This window comes from Thermoanaerobaculia bacterium (assembly GCA_035593605.1).
Classification (GTDB): domain Bacteria; phylum Acidobacteriota; class Thermoanaerobaculia; order UBA2201; family DAOSWS01; genus DAOSWS01.
On the sequence record DAOSWS010000005.1, the window covers coordinates 15723 to 31900 of the forward strand.

15 protein-coding genes and 1 tRNA gene are annotated in these 16178 nt (G+C 54.4%); 12 read left to right on the forward strand and 4 right to left on the reverse strand.

The features are described from left to right. Positions 1-294 precede the first annotated feature (294 nt). The 3 genes from PLD04_03415 to PLD04_03425 are packed head-to-tail and all read left to right on the forward strand — an operon-like array spanning position 295 to position 3656. Entirely contained in the window at positions 295-1734 is a 1440-nt protein-coding gene (locus tag PLD04_03415) for a LysM peptidoglycan-binding domain-containing protein (GenBank protein ID HXK67368.1), read from the forward strand. After that, positions 1734-3260, forward strand: coding sequence for a YifB family Mg chelatase-like AAA ATPase (locus PLD04_03420; GenBank protein HXK67369.1), 1527 nt, complete (start codon positions 1734-1736; stop codon positions 3258-3260). The genes PLD04_03415 and PLD04_03420 overlap by 1 nt, the downstream gene beginning before the upstream one ends. An 18-nt stretch (positions 3261-3278) precedes the next feature. Beyond that, the gene (locus PLD04_03425) at positions 3279-3656 is read left to right on the forward strand and encodes a RidA family protein (GenBank protein ID HXK67370.1); all 378 of its coding nucleotides are present in this window, start codon (positions 3279-3281) and stop codon (positions 3654-3656) included. A gap of 44 nt (positions 3657-3700) precedes the next feature. Here the strand turns inward: PLD04_03425 and hemH are convergent, their stop codons facing one another. Then, a complete protein-coding gene (hemH, locus tag PLD04_03430) occupies positions 3701-4747 on the reverse strand; it encodes a ferrochelatase (GenBank protein HXK67371.1) in 1047 nt (348 codons plus the stop codon). 182 nt (positions 4748-4929) lie between these two features. On the opposite strand from hemH, the gene PLD04_03435 reads away from it, so the two are divergent. The 7 genes from PLD04_03435 to PLD04_03465 all read left to right on the forward strand — a co-directional run bounded on the left by PLD04_03435 (position 4930) and on the right by PLD04_03465 (position 11303). Then, a tRNA-Gly gene (locus PLD04_03435) sits at positions 4930-5005 on the forward strand. A gap of 24 nt (positions 5006-5029) precedes the next feature. Continuing rightward, on the forward strand, positions 5030-5593 hold the full coding sequence (pal, locus tag PLD04_03440) for a peptidoglycan-associated lipoprotein Pal (protein HXK67372.1): 564 nt from the start codon (positions 5030-5032) through the stop codon (positions 5591-5593). After that, positions 5590-6381: a tol-pal system protein YbgF gene (gene ybgF / locus PLD04_03445; protein ID HXK67373.1), complete on the forward strand. Its 792-nt coding sequence runs from the start codon at positions 5590-5592 to the stop codon at positions 6379-6381. Before pal ends, ybgF begins: the two co-directional genes overlap by 4 nt. A 13-nt stretch (positions 6382-6394) precedes the next feature. Next, entirely contained in the window at positions 6395-6664 is a 270-nt protein-coding gene (gene rpsT / locus PLD04_03450; protein ID HXK67374.1) for a 30S ribosomal protein S20, read from the forward strand. Positions 6665-6671: 7 nt separating this feature from the next. Continuing rightward, entirely contained in the window at positions 6672-7343 is a 672-nt protein-coding gene (locus tag PLD04_03455; GenBank protein ID HXK67375.1) for an ABC transporter ATP-binding protein, read from the forward strand. A gap of 29 nt (positions 7344-7372) precedes the next feature. After that, positions 7373-9691, forward strand: a complete 2319-nt coding sequence (locus tag PLD04_03460) for an FtsX-like permease family protein (GenBank protein HXK67376.1) — start codon at positions 7373-7375, stop codon at positions 9689-9691. A gap of 40 nt (positions 9692-9731) precedes the next feature. Continuing rightward, on the forward strand, positions 9732-11303 hold the full coding sequence (locus PLD04_03465; protein ID HXK67377.1) for an HD domain-containing protein: 1572 nt from the start codon (positions 9732-9734) through the stop codon (positions 11301-11303). On the opposite strand, the gene PLD04_03470 is transcribed toward PLD04_03465, so the two are convergent. The 3 genes from PLD04_03470 to PLD04_03480 form a co-directional block, all read right to left on the reverse strand. Further along, entirely contained in the window at positions 11260-12006 is a 747-nt protein-coding gene (locus PLD04_03470; protein HXK67378.1) for a class I SAM-dependent methyltransferase, read from the reverse strand. The two genes, PLD04_03465 and PLD04_03470, sit on opposite strands and share 44 nt — an antisense overlap. 10 nt (positions 12007-12016) lie before the next feature. Beyond that, on the reverse strand, positions 12017-13108 hold the full coding sequence (locus PLD04_03475) for an ATP-dependent 6-phosphofructokinase (GenBank protein HXK67379.1): 1092 nt from the start codon (positions 13106-13108) through the stop codon (positions 12017-12019). 102 nt (positions 13109-13210) lie between these two features. After that, positions 13211-14266, reverse strand: coding sequence for a hypothetical protein (locus PLD04_03480; protein HXK67380.1), 1056 nt, complete (start codon positions 14264-14266; stop codon positions 13211-13213). A 204-nt stretch (positions 14267-14470) separates the two neighbouring features. Between PLD04_03480 and PLD04_03485 the strand changes: the two genes are divergently transcribed. Continuing rightward, positions 14471-15496, forward strand: a complete 1026-nt coding sequence (locus PLD04_03485) for a zinc-binding dehydrogenase (GenBank protein ID HXK67381.1) — start codon at positions 14471-14473, stop codon at positions 15494-15496. Then, positions 15471-16172, forward strand: coding sequence for a hypothetical protein (locus tag PLD04_03490; protein HXK67382.1), 702 nt, complete (start codon positions 15471-15473; stop codon positions 16170-16172). The genes PLD04_03485 and PLD04_03490 overlap by 26 nt, the downstream gene beginning before the upstream one ends. Positions 16173-16178 lie beyond the last annotated feature (6 nt).

The following is a 16178-nucleotide window of genomic DNA, read 5'->3' on the forward strand; positions in this document are numbered from 1 at the left end:
ACTGAAGCAGACCCCGGTCACAAAGAAAAAACAGTCACGGATCAGCGGTACCTCTTCCTCTCTTGAAGATCTGCTGGTTTCATCCGCAAACCACAAGAAGGAAATTCAGAAAACCTTCGATATTACTGTCAAGCGGAAAGACCTATCCAGGGCTCGAAAAATCTCGATCAGCATCCGGCTGGATGATGAATCCAATAAGGCACTGACCGAAGTTCGCAACCTGGATATCTCTTTGAAGGGTGCGGAAGCGATCGCTCAACTCTTTCTGGACCTTAAAGTCAAACTCGAGGGCCAATGAGGGGGATTATTCCCCTCATTTTTCTTATACTTCTCTGCGGGCTTGCCTGTCAGACAACGACACCCGCGCCCGTCGAAACCTCTCCCGAAATCGAACCCCTCAGCGAACCCTTCTTTTCGGAAGCGGAGATGGAAGAACTGGACGTGGAACCCGAGGTTGATCCGCTTCCCATACCACCGCCGCCTGATGTTGAATTGGATGACACCGATATTGAACTCTTTATCCCTGAAGATGTATCCATGCTTCCTCCTTCTCCGGCTGTTCAGCGGTTGATCGATTACTTTACCGGAGAAGGGAGGGAGAAGTTCCAGGAAGGGTTGGACCGGCTCGCTCCCGTGTTCGCCCGTGTCTCCCAAATCTTTCGTGAGGGTGATCTTCCTGAACACTACCTCTTTCTGGGAATGGTGGAGAGTACCTTCAAGGTTCACGCCCGGTCACGTGTGGGTGCGTTCGGCCCCTGGCAGTTTATGACCGGTACTGCTAGATTGTACGGGCTAACGGTCACTCCCTATGTAGATGAACGTGCATCCTGGGATCGGGGTACGAAAACGGCGGTGCGGTACCTCAATGATCTGATCGATGAGATGGGAGGACTTGAGCTGGCGCTAGCGTCGTACAATGCCGGAAAAGGGAGAGTTCAATCAGCCATACGGAGGTGCAGAAAGAAGGATTTCTGGGCGATACGAAGATGTCTGCCCCGGGAAACCCGGAACTTTGTTCCTTCCGTGCTGGCGGCCATGAAAATCGGCCAGAATCCATCGGCCTACGGTTTTTCCTTTGAACCTGAACAGCCCGTTATGATTACTTCCACGAAGGTTCCCATTGCCGCCGATCTGAAGAAGATGGCGGAAAGGCTGGGGCTGGAAGAGTCAACGCTACTGAATCTCAATCCACACCTTGTATCCGGATTTACGCCGCCGTCCGGTGCCTCTATTACCGTTCCGGCGGAGGTCGTAGACCGGATGAATGAATCTCTCCTTACCCACCATGTTACGTCAGGTGAGACCTGGAGTTCCATTGCGGCCCGGTATGAAATCCAATCCAAGACTCTCCTGGCCGCCAACCCGGCGTTTTCCTCCTCCGGGATTCAGGAAGGTCAGGTTCTGTACATTCCCGAATTTCCCGAGCAGGTTACCTACAGGGTGCAGCGAGGGGATACGCCATGGTCCATCAGCCGTAAGTTTGGCGTATCCCTGAATGCTTTGCTGTCCTATAACGGCCTGACCAAACGATCCCGCATCTTTCCGGGGCAAACCCTTATCATACCGGGACGAAAGGGGATAGGTGCGTCGTCTCCATCCTCTTACAGAGTACGTTCAGGGGATACCCTGTTCAGCATCGCCCAGAGGTTTCATACCACGGTTGACAGGCTGATACGAGCCAATGGGTTGACTTCTTCCATTATCCGTCCCGGAGAACTACTGCGTATCGACTGATGCTTTCCCGGGTACGTTCCGCTGTTCTCGTTGGAATCGATGCTTTCCCGCTGCAAATCGAAGTGGATATCCACAACGGGCTTCCCGCCTTCACGGTTGTAGGACTACCGGACACGGCAATCAAAGAGAGTCGGGAACGGATCAGAAGCGCACTCCGAAATTCAGGATTTACTTTTCCCGACGGAGTCATTACCGCAAACCTGGCACCGGCCGACCTGAAAAAGGAGGGTACTCAGCTGGATCTTGCTCTGGCTGTCGCCATTCTGAATGCTTCCGGTCAGGTTCCCCATGTTCCCGATCATGCACTCCTGGCTGGAGAGCTTTCCCTTTCGGGTGAGGTAAGGGCAATCCACGGGACATTGTCCATATCCCTGATGGCTTCCCGGGAAGGAGTCAAAGAACTCTTTGTCCCCGGGGATAATGCCCCTGAGGCTGCCGTATGTGATGATGTTGCCGTCCGTCCCGTTCGCCACCTGAAAGATCTCACCGGCCATATGGGGGGTGTGGATCGGATCCCCGCTCAACCTTCGGAGGCGCTTTCTCCATCCGAACGAACCATGTACAGTGTCGACCTGTCCGATGTCCGGGGGCAATGGCAGGCAAAGCGGGCTCTGGAAATTGCTGCGGCCGGCGGCCACAATCTATTGATGGTAGGACCTCCGGGCACGGGCAAGAGTATTCTGGCTCAAAGGCTCCCCACGCTCTTTCCGCCCATGGAGCTGGAGGAGTCTCTGGAAACGACCCGGATCCACTCCGCTGCAGGCCTGCTGCCTCCAGACACGTCTCTTCTGTGGGCTCGTCCCTTCCGTTCCCCGCACCATACGGTTTCTTATGCGGGTCTGACGGGAGGGGGAACGGTTCCCAGACCGGGGGAAATTACACTGGCTCATAATGGCGTTCTTTTTCTCGATGAACTGACGGAATTTCGTCGGGACACCCTGGAGGCACTGCGGCAGCCCATGGAGAATGGATCTGTGACCATTACCCGGTCCAACCGTTCACTGACCTTTCCGGCCCGCTTTATGCTCGTGGCCGCGATGAATCCCTGCCCATGCGGTCATCTCGGCCATCCGAAGCAGCCCTGCAAGTGCACGCCCACACAGGTGACAAGGTACAGATCCAAAATTTCCGGTCCCCTGCTGGATCGTATCGATCTGGCAGTCGATGTGCCCGCTCTTACTTACGATGAATTCACAGCCGATTCCCATTCTCCCCGGTCCGATGAGGTTCGAAAGCGGGTATCCGATGCCAGAAAGAGGCAGTTCCAGCGGCTGAAGATTCCGGGGCGGACCAATGCGTGCATGGGACCGAGGGAGATTGAAACCTTCTGTCCTAAGGAACCGGAAATCGACCGAATTCTGAAATCGGCAATGGATCGATTCGGCCTCTCCGGAAGATCCATTCACCGCACACTGAAGGTTGCGCGGACCATTGCTGATCTTGAAGATAAAGATATACTTGAACCGTCCCATGTCGCTGAAGCTCTCCAGTTCCGTATACAGGTTACAGAGGCAGCTAAATATTGAGTCTATTCGGGAGGATCTATGAAGACCATTCAAACGGATCGTGCACCCAGGGCCATTGGCCCTTATTCTCAGGCGGTGGAAATGAGTCGGTGGATCTTTACCTCCGGCCAGATCGCACTTCATCCCGAAACCGGGAAGCTGGTGAACGATAGCTTCGCGCAGGAAGTTCAGCAGGTACTCGCAAACCTGAAGGCCGTTCTGGAGGCGGGAGGGTGCAGGGTGAAAGATGTTTTAAAAACCACGGTCTTTCTGGATGATATGGCCAACTTTGCAGAATTTAACGGAATCTATGAAGCCTTCATGGAGGGACACAAACCGGCCCGCTCCACGATTCAGGTCGCCGGTCTGCCCCTGGGTGTTCGAATCGAAATTGAGGCGATTGCCGTCATTCCCTGATTCGATTCCTTCTGCTGCCCGGGAAGATTTCCGGGAATAAGGGATCAGGGGGTATCTTCTTTCCAGGCACTTTCATCCTGGATGAGTTCGGTTACGGTCTCAACCCATCCGGGGCTTACATTCAGGCAGGGGATAAGATCCATGGTTTCGCCTCCTGCCTTACGAAAGGTATCTCGACCCCTGATCCCCAGTTCTTCCAGCGTTTCCAGGCAGTCGGTCACGAAGGAAGGTGAGAGAACGGCGAGGTTCTTCGTCCCCGCATTTCCCAGACGGATCAGTTCCGATTCCGTGGAGGGTTCAAGCCATTTGTCCCTTCCCAGGCGGGACTGATAGGCATGGGATACGTTGTCCGAATCGATTCCAAGTTCCTTTACCACCGCCCGGGTTGTCTCCATGGCCTGATGGCGATAGCAGAACGTATGGGCCGGGGAGGGTGTCGAACAGCAGTCTGGCTGGATCAGACAATGGTGACCGGTCGGGTCGGTCTTTCGAAGATGGCGTTCGGGAAGGCCGTGGTAACTGAAGAGCAGGTGGTCCGCTCCCCTTTCCAGAAACGGACGGACAAGCTCGGCCAGGGACGAAATATAACGGGGGTCCCTGAAGAAGGGTTGAATCACTTTGAGACGTATGTCCGGGGCCAGGAGCTTGAGGTTCCGTCTGGTTTCCACAACCACCGACTCGAAGGTGGACATGGCGTATTGAGGATAGAGGGGGAGGAGGCGGAGCTCGGAGAGGCTGTCTTTCATCGAGGCCAGGATGGCGGAAAGGGTGCTCCGTATACCCGGATTTCCATAACGCATCGCAAGGAAAACGGGGATGGACAATCTTTCCCGCACCCTTGACTCCAACTGTTGACTCAGGTGAATCAGAGGAGATCCGTTCGCCGTCCAGATCGACCGGTACGCTTCTGCAGAGTGTCTGGGCCTTGTCGGCAGGATCAGGGCATGAACGATCAACCAGCGGATCGGGAACGGAGCATCGATGACCCGTGGGTCCATGAGGAATTCTCTGAGGTACCGTCGCACGTGGGGAACCTGAGTGGAGTCTGGAGATCCCAGATTGACCAGAAGTACCGCAGAATCCTGTGTCATTCGAGTGGCAGAATCCTGCAGCGAGGGTAGGTTTTGCGGACCATGGCACCACAATACAGGAAGCGGAGGGAAAAGGCCAGAGCAGATAGCGGAGAATAGGGGGAGAGGATCGATGGCATGTCCATGCGAGAAAGCCGGATTCTGTTGACATACCACAGGGCTTCATGTATAGTATGAGCCGAGCGGGAATAGCTCAGCTGGTAGAGCACAACCTTGCCAAGGTTGGGGTCGCGGGTTCGAATCCCGTTTCCCGCTCCATTTTTCTCTCGAAAGGAGCCAGGAATGCGTCACGCACTTTTATTGACCGTCACGCTTATCTCCCTCACGCTTGTTCTCGCCTGTGCACATAAGAAGGCCGCACCCCCGGCTCCCGAGCCTCCGGCTGTGGAAGAACCTGCACCGGCACCCGAACCCCCGGCCCAGGAAGTGAAGCCTGAAGTCGTCAAGCCGGTTCAGGAGCCGCAGCCCAAAGAGGAAATCCCTTCCGATGTTGCCGAACTGAACCGTAAGGGTTATCTGAAGGATGTATATTTCGAATTTGATAAGTACGATCTGAAGGAAGATTCCAGAACCGGCCTCGCCGCCAATGCGGAATGGCTCCGAAAGTTCTCCACGATCAAGATCATGATTGAAGGTCATTGTGATGAACGGGGAACTAGGGAGTACAACCTCTCTCTCGGCGAGAAGCGCGCCAGCGCGGCAATGGACTATCTCGTATCGCTGGGTGTCGACGCTTCGCGCGTGGATGTCATCAGCTACGGTGAGGACCGGCCCTTTTCGACCTGCCACGATGAATCCTGCTGGTCGCAGAACCGCCGTGCCCACTTTGTGATTACCGCCCGATGAGCCGAGCCTTACCGATCCTTCTCCTTTCCGTCACCTTCATGGTCGGATGCGTGACGACGGAAGATATGGATCGTCTGCACAAGGAAATCAACTCTCTGCACACGGAGATCATCAACCTGCAGGCGCAGTCACCCAACCGCACGGATATTGATGAAGCGGTGGCTCGCCTCCAGAAAGAGATCCAGACCCTGTTGAGATCGAACGCGGACGTGGCCACGGATATTAAGGACCTGTCCCGATCCATTGAATCGTTACAGACACAGCTTACCGATTCGAACCGTCGGCTTGCGGAACTTTCGCAGAAGCTGGCCCTTACGGAGAAGCGACTGGCAGCTCTCCCGGGAAAGGAAGAATCCGGAGCGGGAGAGAATCCGGTTGAAACGGGATCCGGATCCGTAATCGTTCCCCCGGAAAGCCTCTATCAGCAGGCATATCAGGACTATCTCCAGGGAAATTATGAGCTGGCCATCAGCGGATTTGACGATTACCTGAAAGAGTATCCTGAGACTGAAACATCCGATGACGCCCATTTTTACATCGGGGAATGCCATTACGCAATGAAGAAATATTCCGATGCTATCAAGGCTTACGATCGTCTGCTCGTTCGTTTTCCGTCAAGCGAGTTGGCCCCCGCAGCCCGGTTGAAAAAGGGTTTCTCCTTTTTTGCCATGGGGGACAAGCCTCAGGGCGTCGTGGAAATGCAGTACGTGATTTACGAATACCCAAATTCCGAAGAAGCCAGGAAAGCCAAGTCCAGATTAGAAGAACTCGGTATCCCGGTCCACTAAGGGAGGAAGAAGCATGGCGCACAGTTTATCCGCCAGGAAAAGAGTCAGGCAGAACCTTAAGCTAAGAGAGCGCAATCGTGTTAGCCGTTCGCGCATGCGCACGATGATCAAGGCTTTTCGATCGAAAGTTGAATCCGGTGACCTGGAGAACGCCCGGGCCTATTTCCCGACTGTTGCCAGGGAGATTGACTTGACTGCGAAAAAGGGGATCATCAAGGACGCGACAGCCTCTCGTTACAAATCCCGCCTGGCCAAATTGCTCCAGCATCAAATTTCAGCCTGACCCTCACATGATCCGACTGAATCGAGTATCCAAGGCGTTCCGCCAGGGAACGCTGAGGGTTGCTGTCCTTTCGGATCTTTCGTGCACAATTCGGGAGGGGGATCTTGTCACGATCCAGGGCGTCAGTGGCAGTGGGAAAAGTACCCTCCTGCACCTGATCGGAGCCCTGGAGCGGCCCGATTCGGGTTCCATCCTCATCGGGGATCAGGATATTTCCACCTATGACAATCGGCAGGCTGCCGTTTTCAGAAGAGATTCGGTGGGTATCATCTTTCAATTCTATAATCTGATCCCTACCCTCACAGCCTGGGAAAATGTCGCCATGGCCCTCGACATAATGAATGGCGGAATCCCAAAGGACTATACGCGTGTCGACACCGTTCTTGAACAGGTCGGACTCGCATCCCATGCCCACGCTTTTCCCCAGGAACTTTCAGGTGGGCAGCAGCAGAGAGTTGCCATTGCCAGAGGCCTTGTCAAGCATCCGGCCGTCCTTCTTGCAGACGAACCTACCGGGAACCTTGATGAGGCCATGAGTGACCAGGTCATGGATCTTATGGTTCGGATCAATGAGGAACAGGGAACGACAGTCCTCGTGGTGACCCATGACCCTTCGGTCGCAGAACGAGGTCGAACCCGTCTCAAGCTCCATCACGGAGTCCTGACCCCCGTACCTTGAAGCGCCTTATTCTTAGTATTTTGAGAGACTTGTGGCGATCGAAATGGCGATCCCTTTCCGTGGTGACGATCGTGGCAATCGGGGTTTCGGTCACGATCGGCCTCTATGCCGCCATGGACTCCCTGAATCACACGCTGGATACGGTCTATCGGGAAGGGGAGCTCGCCGATCTGGAGATCCGCTTTTTAGCTGAGGATAGACAGAATGTTCCCGAAGTTCGTGATATCGACGGCGTGGAGGAAGTGGAAACCCGGCTGATCATGCCGGGCTACATTACCCTGGCTTCAGGTCGACGACTGCCCACGCTGGTCTATTTTTTACCGGATGAATGGCCTCAGCGTGTAAATCCTATTCGGCCCATCGATGGAGATTCCTTTTCCCCGGACTCGAGTTCCTGGTGCCTTGCGGAGAGATCTCTGGCCGCATACCATGGAGTACGGAAGGGAGATTCTCTTCGTGTTCAGGTGGGGTATAAGGCCTATGAGTTTCATGTCTCGGGTGTCGCTTTTTCCCCTGAGTATCTCATGTCAGCCTCCACCGGAAACTTCCTGGTTCCAGAGAAGGGCGCTCTTGCGGTTGTCTATACGTCTCAGAACCAGTTCAGCCAAAATATGGGTTTTGAGCTGGTGTCCAGTATCAGCTTTCGCTTCCAGAAAGGAGCCGACGCCGTAATTCTTCGGAAAAAACTGGAATCGCGTCTTTCGGAGCGGCTGCAGATTCTGGAAGTTATTCCCAAACGGGAACAATTCTCCTATCGCTGGTTAAGCCTGGACCTGGAAGCCTATGCGGGGTTTATTCCCGTTCTGATTGTGATATTCGGAATCGTGGGAATCTTTGCCACATTTATCACCTTTACAAGAATGATCCTGTCCAATCGGCGCGGAATCGGGACCTTCATGGCTCTGGGTTACGATTTTCGCCACCTTGCCTTTGCCTATCTAACCGGAGGAGTCATTCTTGCCTGTCTTGCATTCGGGCTGGGACTTTTCATCTCTTTTCCTCTTCGTGATCTTTTTATGTCAGCCTACGCGCAGGCCATTGGTCTTTATCAGATGTATCCCGTCATGCCGGTTCGACGGGTATTGCTGGGAGGCGCCCTCTCTTTCGTGACGGTCGGGGGGGCCGTAGCGATTTCCCTGAGATACCTTTCTACCCTTACTCCGCTGCGGGCGCTTCGCCCGGTACAAAATGGCGGAAAGAGAAGGTTTTCAGGAAATCTGAAGATGGGCCGTGGATTTGCCGTGACCTATGCCCTGCGCAACCTTGTGCGCCACTCGGGACTCTCGGGAGCCACGGTGTTCTGTATTGCCCTTTCGCTCGCGGCTGTCATGGCCTACTTTATCGCTCTGACATCCCTGGATCGCACGGTTGAAGGATTTTTCCGCGGCTATCCCTGGGATCTGATTGTCGATTTTCACACGAACCTCTGGCCCGAAGATGTTGAGGAACTCGCGGCAAACCAGCCGATTGACGCCTGGGAAGTCCGGGTCAAGGGTCATGTAACCTTCACTTCGGAAGCCGGGGAATATGACAGTACGCTGATCGGTGTCCCGGCCAGTGCGGCCCTGATCCTCCCCCCCCATCGCATCGGAACACAGCCTCCTGACTGTCAAAAGGGAGAGGTTGTGCTGGAAACAGTTCTGGCGCGAAACCTGAGAGTAGAGCCGGGCGATGGCCTGACACTCCGGTCGGGTCAGCAAACGAGACATGTTCGAGTCGTGGGGATCTGTGCCGGAATATCGGGTCATACATCCTTTTCCAGGATCGATTATGCCCGGGACGTGCTGGATATCGGAGAGACGAGCTCCATCCTGATCGCAAAGGCTTCTGCGGATGTGGAACCCGAGGATCTGGCCGACCGTCTGATGCAGGAGCCGGACGTAGCCTATATTACCGTTCAGAGTAATATCGTCGGCTCATTCAAGGCTCTGCTCGAGGAATTCTGGGTGATTCTGCGGATTGCTACCGCGTTAAGCATCATGGTGGCTCTTGTATTTATCATTACGACGCTGTTACTTTCTGTCATGGAACGGAGAGATGAATTTGCCACGATGAAGGTGATGGGGGTCAGTCAGGGGCGGATCGGTGCGATTCTTATCACCGAGGCCATGGTTCAAATGGTCCTGGGGATTCTGGTGGCTCTTCCCATTTCGATCTGGATCGCATTTTATCTGGCTCACTCCATGAGTTCCCTGTGGTTTGATGTCCATCTTCAACCTTCCCTGGCCAACTACCTGGTGGTGGCTATCCCGGCAATTGTTCTGAGCCCCCTGAGCGTTCTCCCAAGCTACCGGTACTTGGTAAGCCTCGACCTTACGGATACGATCCGCAATAGAAACCAGGAGTAGGTTCTCTGTCTGCCACGGATTACTGTGATATACTCAGGATGTGTTGAGGGCGCACAGGTTTCGATCCATCTCTTCCCTTCAGATCGTTCTCCTGACCGGTGCGATCTATGCCATCCTGAATCAATTCGGGTCAGTAACGGAAATTTTCCCGGGAGTTTCCATTGTCTTTCCGGCTACGGCCATCGCTGTAGCCTCCATCTACCATTTCGGATTTCCCGCCGTACTGGGGATCTTTCTGGGAACCATGATCACGCCCTGGGGAGCGAAGGAAGGTCTTCTTTCGATTTTCATCTACTATCTGCCCATGGGGGTTATCAACGTTCTGGAAGGGCTCATTCCCGCCCTCGCCTTTCGAAAAATTCGCACCTTTGATCCCGAGCTGTCAAGACTGCGTGATATCGGGATTTTTCTTCTCTTCGCATGCATCTTGAATACCGGCATTTCCTCCGTTTCCGGAAACCTGATCCGCCATCTGGTTTCTGGAGCCCCCTTTTCCTTTGCGCCGATTAAAATCTGGTGGATTGCCGATGGAATCGCGGCCCTGGTCTGGGGACTTCCCCTCTTTCTCCTTCTGGAATTCCTGAGAAAGGGGAAATCGCCTTTTGTGTTGGGAAAAGAAGGCTGGGAAAAACAGGAAGCCAGAGTCCTGCCCGACATTTTTGCTCTGATTATACTCTTCGCCGGGGTTTTCTATCTGACAGAATCCTGGGGAATCGGTTCCTTTCATATTTTTGCCATTCTCTTTCTCATCCCACTCCTGTGGGCTACGTGGACTCAGGGTCTGCCGGGGGGAACAATCATCAACGGCGTCATCTCCATCGCTTATATCACCGTGGCTCTGATCACGGACATATCGGCTGAGGGGGCCTTCCCGAGATTTGGGTTTTATGCCAATACGGTCACCGTTTATCTCTTTCTCTACTTTTTTGCGCTCTTTGCAATCTTCGGCGGCCATCTGGCCGATCAGAAGCGGGAACTCCTCAGAGAAATCGAGCGGCGGCGAAAAGATATCGAGCAGGATTTTCTTTCGGCAGTGTGCGCGCTGTCAGCAGCCATCGAGGCCAAGGATCCCGGTACCGTCGATCATGTGCGGCGGGTTTCCGACCATTCCGTGATGATCGGCCGTATCCTTGGACTGGAAGGAGAAGACCTCCATACCCTTCAATATGCGGCCATCCTGCATGATGTGGGAAAAATCGGCATCCCCGAATCCATTCTTCTCAAGCCCGGCCCCCTGACGGAAGAGGAAAAAGCGGTCATGAAGCGGCACGTGGAAGTAGGGGCCCGGATCATCGGAAATGTTTCGGCGCTCCAGGGAGCTGTCCCCCTGATCCTTCACCACCAGGAACGGTGGGATGGAGATGTAAACCATCCCCGCTTTCCTGCCTATCCCGAGGGGCTCCAGGGAGAAGATATTCCTCTGGGATCAAGAATTATTGCCGTGATCGATGCCTTTGATGCCATGACCTCGGAACGCCCCTATCGATCCGCCCGGAGCAGGGAAGAGGCGGTACGGGAGTTAAAGGAAGAGGCGGGACGTCAGTTTGACCCCGGGGTGGTGGAAGCCTTCATCTCCGCGTTTTCTGATTTTGGGGAGCTCCAGGCAGGATAAATCTCGCAATCCATCCGACATTCCATCGGCGGGTGGGCCACTGCACGTGAAAGATCCCGTAGAGAATTGTGCTGAACAGCTTTTTCAGGATCAGCCATTTCCGAGCCCCGGCAGAATGGTCTCCATGGGTATGCCGTGCCTGCGTCAGGCGGCGAATGATCAGGGTGTCATAGATCCGGAGGAACGGAAATCCGTACCCCAGAACGTCCACCGGAAGAAAACCTTCAAAAACCTGGATCAATTCCGGAAAGGTGTAGCGCCGCTGGTGTCCTGCCCAGTCATCCCAGACGGCCCACTGGGACGGATGAGCGGGAACCGAGATGGTCACCGTGCCTCCCGGGAGAAGCGAACGGGAGAACTCTGCAACGGCCGCCTGATGGGCAAGGATGTGCTCCAGAGTTTCGGCACTGATGATGAGGCCGAGTGACTGCTCTTTAACCGGAAGCCGGGTTGCATCGCCCACCAGGACGGGCAATCCCCGATTCCGGGTCCGAAGTGCCGCCCCGAGATCCCGATCCATTCCCATCACTTTGTAGCCCCGGTTATGGAGTTTTTCCGTGAGTGTCCCCAGACCGCATGCCGTATCGAGGCACCACCTCTGGTCAGGGGAAGGGATCCGTTCGAGAATCAGCTTTTCCCGGAATTTGTGGCGCGGCCCGAAAAACTCTTCGCCGCCGCCCCACTCGGCCATGTATCGCGTCATGGATATCCTGTCAGGATCCCGATCCGAAGGAAATTCCCAGATTCCTTGCCATGCGGACCATCTCGCCATCGGGGTCGACCCGCTTGAGTTTTCCGATGCCTTCTTCCAACGGGACGAAGACGATGCTTCCTCCCCGGTAGGCGACCATGTGATCCCACTTCTCTTCCGCCAGCAGGTCGACGGCCCGAACTGCAAATCGGGTGGCAAGCGTTCGGTCAAATGCAGAGGGGGATCCCCCCCGCTGGATATGGCCCAGGATCGTTGTCCGCACTTCCAGGTTGCTCTTCTTCTGGATCTGTTCCGCAAGGAACTGGCTGATGCCGCCCAGGCGTTTCTGTCCCGTCACCGGGTCCACAGAAACATAACTCTGGTTCCCCTCGGCGGGAAAGGCACCCTCGGCCACGACAATCACGGAAAAGAGGTTGCCTGCCTCTTCCCGATTCTTGATCTTTCCGACCACGGCATCGGGATCGAAGGGGATTTCCGGAATCAGGATGACATCGGCGCCTCCCGCCACGCCCGAATAGAGAGCGATCCAACCGCAATCCCTGCCCATGACCTCCAGGAGCATGACCCGATGGTGGCTTTCCGCCGTCGTATGGAGACGGTCCACAGCGTCGGTGGCGACATCCACCGCTGTCATGAATCCAAAGGTGAATTCCGTCGCGGAAATGTCATTGTCGATCGTCTTGGGAATCCCGATGAAACGGGCGCCCATCGCGCAGAACTTGTGTGCGATCCCGAGGGTCCCGTCCCCTCCCACCGCCACAACGGCATCAAGTTCCATTCGCTCCATGTTCTGGATGACGCGTTGAGAATAATCCCGGGCTTCCTTTGTCCCGTCGGGAAGGAGTACGGGGAAATTAAAGGGATTTCCACGGTTGGTCGTACCCAGGATCGTTCCGCCCTTGGGGAGAAGGCCGCGGATCCTGGAAAGGGGGAGTGGGATGGTTCGATTGTGAACCAGACCCTCAAACCCGTCCAGAATTCCGACGACTTCCCAGCCGTGCTTCAGAATCGATGCGTGGACGACGCCGCGAACCACGGCATTCAGGCCCGGGCAGTCGCCGCCTCCCGTCAATATCCCAATGCGCTTGATCATGATCTTATGATAGCAGATTTCATTCCAGCCCGAAGCGGAGTTTGCAGGTCAGGGAATCGGCGTGACATCCCGGGAAAAGTTCTGTTTATGGAGGAATTCGAATTATAACTTCTTCCCAGCCAGGCCTCTGGTTTCCAGCTCTTTCAGAGCCTCTTCAAGGACACGTTTTTCATTTAAAACGCAGGTACCCTCATATGTCTCCAATCCCTCGCCATCCCACACAAAGTTTATGCTCTTAAGCCCTGCATCGTAGGCCTTCTGCCACTGATGCAAAACCATGTACGCCGTGGAAAGACGCTTATAAATCTTCGCCGCTTTGATATGATTCGGGTGATCCATGATATAGGGTTCAGCATGCTGGATGAATTCTTTCGCTTCCTCTTCCGCAGATTTAACGTAATATCTACCATCTCCTGTTTTGGGATAATTCTTTCCTTCATCATCCTGAACCACCGTTCCCCGTCGCTTCCTTGATTCAACGGGTTTCATCATATCGTCCAGAAAATCCTTTCCGTTCACAAAATCTGCCAATGTGGCACCGGGGCTTTTACGGGCCAGGATCCAACCCGTATAAGTGGAATCGGGATAATTTTGTACGATATTCATTTTCCGGTCTAAATCATATACCGTAATCCAAGTTCGGATTTCCTCTTGTATGTGCATCTTGTATTGGTCCATCGCTTCAAAGGCCTTCATGTCGACCCCAGTCGGTTCTAAAATCTGAAATATAAGCTTATTACTTATCCATGTCGGTCCATCAGGAATTCCATCCTTTGTCAAATCAATCTCAGCCCAGACGATATTTTTCCCGTGTCTTAAGGGAAGGAAATTCAAGTCAATCGTTTGATCCAGTACTTTTCCAGATTGTAGTTTTTTCCTTCCAAGTAATCTACTGATTTGTTTGTTTACAAATCCAAAGAAAGCCTTGCTTTTATATTCAAGCTCATTTACATGAAGCACAAATCCTCTTGACTCGACTGGTTTAGTATCATATCCAATTTCTTCTTCTACGTCTCCAGAATTTTTTAGAATCACTAAGACTGTTACTGGCTCCCCTGCAATCCGCGTTTCGCGTGCCTCCGTCGGGACAAGCCGGAGCTCCAAACCGCCAAAGGCGGAGCCGGTGAGAAGAAGTCCAAGGAAAATGCGAAGGATCATAAACGTTCATCCGTATTGTACAACATAGGTTTGTGTCCGTAATTTTATAGGATTCAGGTCCGGAGGATCACCTCTTAAAATGAGATCGATGCCCGGTTTCTCCTCTGGAAAGTGACCACCCTTGCAGGATGGCGGTCGATCTGGTTCAATAGAGAGGTCAATTCCCCCTTTTTAGGGACTACATCTAAGTTCAGGAGGTGCCGCATGAAGGCCGTCTATATTCAGGGACACGGTGATATGGAGCAGATGAAGGTGGGAGACCGTCCCGAGCCTTCTCCGAAGCCTGGAGAGATTAAGGTTAGGATCAAAGCGGCCAGCCTGAACCATCTGGATCTTTTTGTCCTCAAGGGACTGCCGGGCCTGAACCTGGCCTTCCCCCACATCTGCGGCGCCGATGGGGCCGGGGAGGTTGTGGAGGTGAACGGAGAATCCTCGCTCAAACCGGGTGACCCTGTCGTTCTGAACCCGGGTCTCTCCTGCGGAACCTGTCCCTTTTGCCGCGCAGGAGAGCATTCCCTCTGCTCCTCCTTCATGATCCTCGGGGAGCACGTCTCCGGGACCTTTGCCGAGTTTTTGACGGTCCCGGAAAGGAATGTCTTTCCGATGCCCGGACATCTCTCCTTTGAAGAAGCGGCGGCCTTTCCCCTGACCTTTCTCACGGCCTACCGCATGCTCTTTACCCGTGCCCGCCTGCAGGCCGGGCAGAGCCTCCTGATCCACGGCATCGGGGGAGGAGTCTCCCTGGCGGCCATGCAGATGGCTCTTAAAGCCGGATGCCGGGTTCTGGTCTCCTCCGGTTCAAACGCGAAGCTGGAAGAGGCGATGAAACTGGGTGCCACCGCGGGGTTCAACTACAGGGAAGAGAAGGTGACCCGTGCGGTAAAGAACTTTACGGAAGGTATGGGGGTGGATCTTGTTGTCGATTCCGTAGGGGAAAAGACCTGGCTGGACAGCATTAAAGCGGTACGGAAGGGAGGGACCATCGTGACCTGCGGGGCGACAACCGGTCCCAATCCGCAGACCGAGATCCGCCTGATCTTCTGGAAACAGATCTCTATTCTCGGTTCCACGATGGGCAGTGATTCCGATTTCGCCCACATGGTGAACCTGGTTCGAGCGAACGAAATCAAGCCTGTTGTGGACCGGGTATTCGAAATTGATCATGCCCCGGATGCCTACCTGCGGCTTCGATCCGGAGAACAATTTGGGAACGTGGTCCTTTCCGTCTGACGGCACGAATGTCATTGTCGATCTGACTTCAATTCTGTCCCTGCAGGAGAAATCTTCCCCTTCGTGGCCGGAAGGATTATCTCCAGATCTTCGAGCGGTCTTTCTGATTTCAGATTCTCTCGATTCCCATCCATTGGTTTCGGCTCTGAATCACCGTGGGTGGCAGGTGAAAATCGTACCGGAAACGGGAGAGAGGGACTTTCTGGCCAGCATTGCCCTCTCCTGCATCCGTGAGGGCATTCCGGCCAGTCTCGCAACAGCAGACCCCCTGGCGCTGCAGTTTGCGGGGCCGCGGCTCGACATCTGGCTTTTCCCGGAGGGAAAGAGGTGGATGGCCTCGGATGTTGTGGAACGATGGGGGGTCGACCCCTGGAAACTACCCGATCTTCACGCCCTGATGGGGCTGCCGGAACGAGGTGTCCCCGGCACCCTCGGCCTGGATCGGGATCTGGCGATCAAAATTCTCAGCATCTTTGACGGTGTGGAAGAATTGCTGGCCCGCCTGGACCTGCTGGAGGTTCATGAATTTCCCTCACCCCATCGGCTGCAGAAACTGCTGGATCAACAGGCCGATCGGATCCTGATAGGCCTGGAGCGGGTACGATACGATCACAGGTATAACATACCCGTGGATCCGTCGATGTTTATCCGAAAAAGAAAGAGCAGAATTCTTTAACCGGGA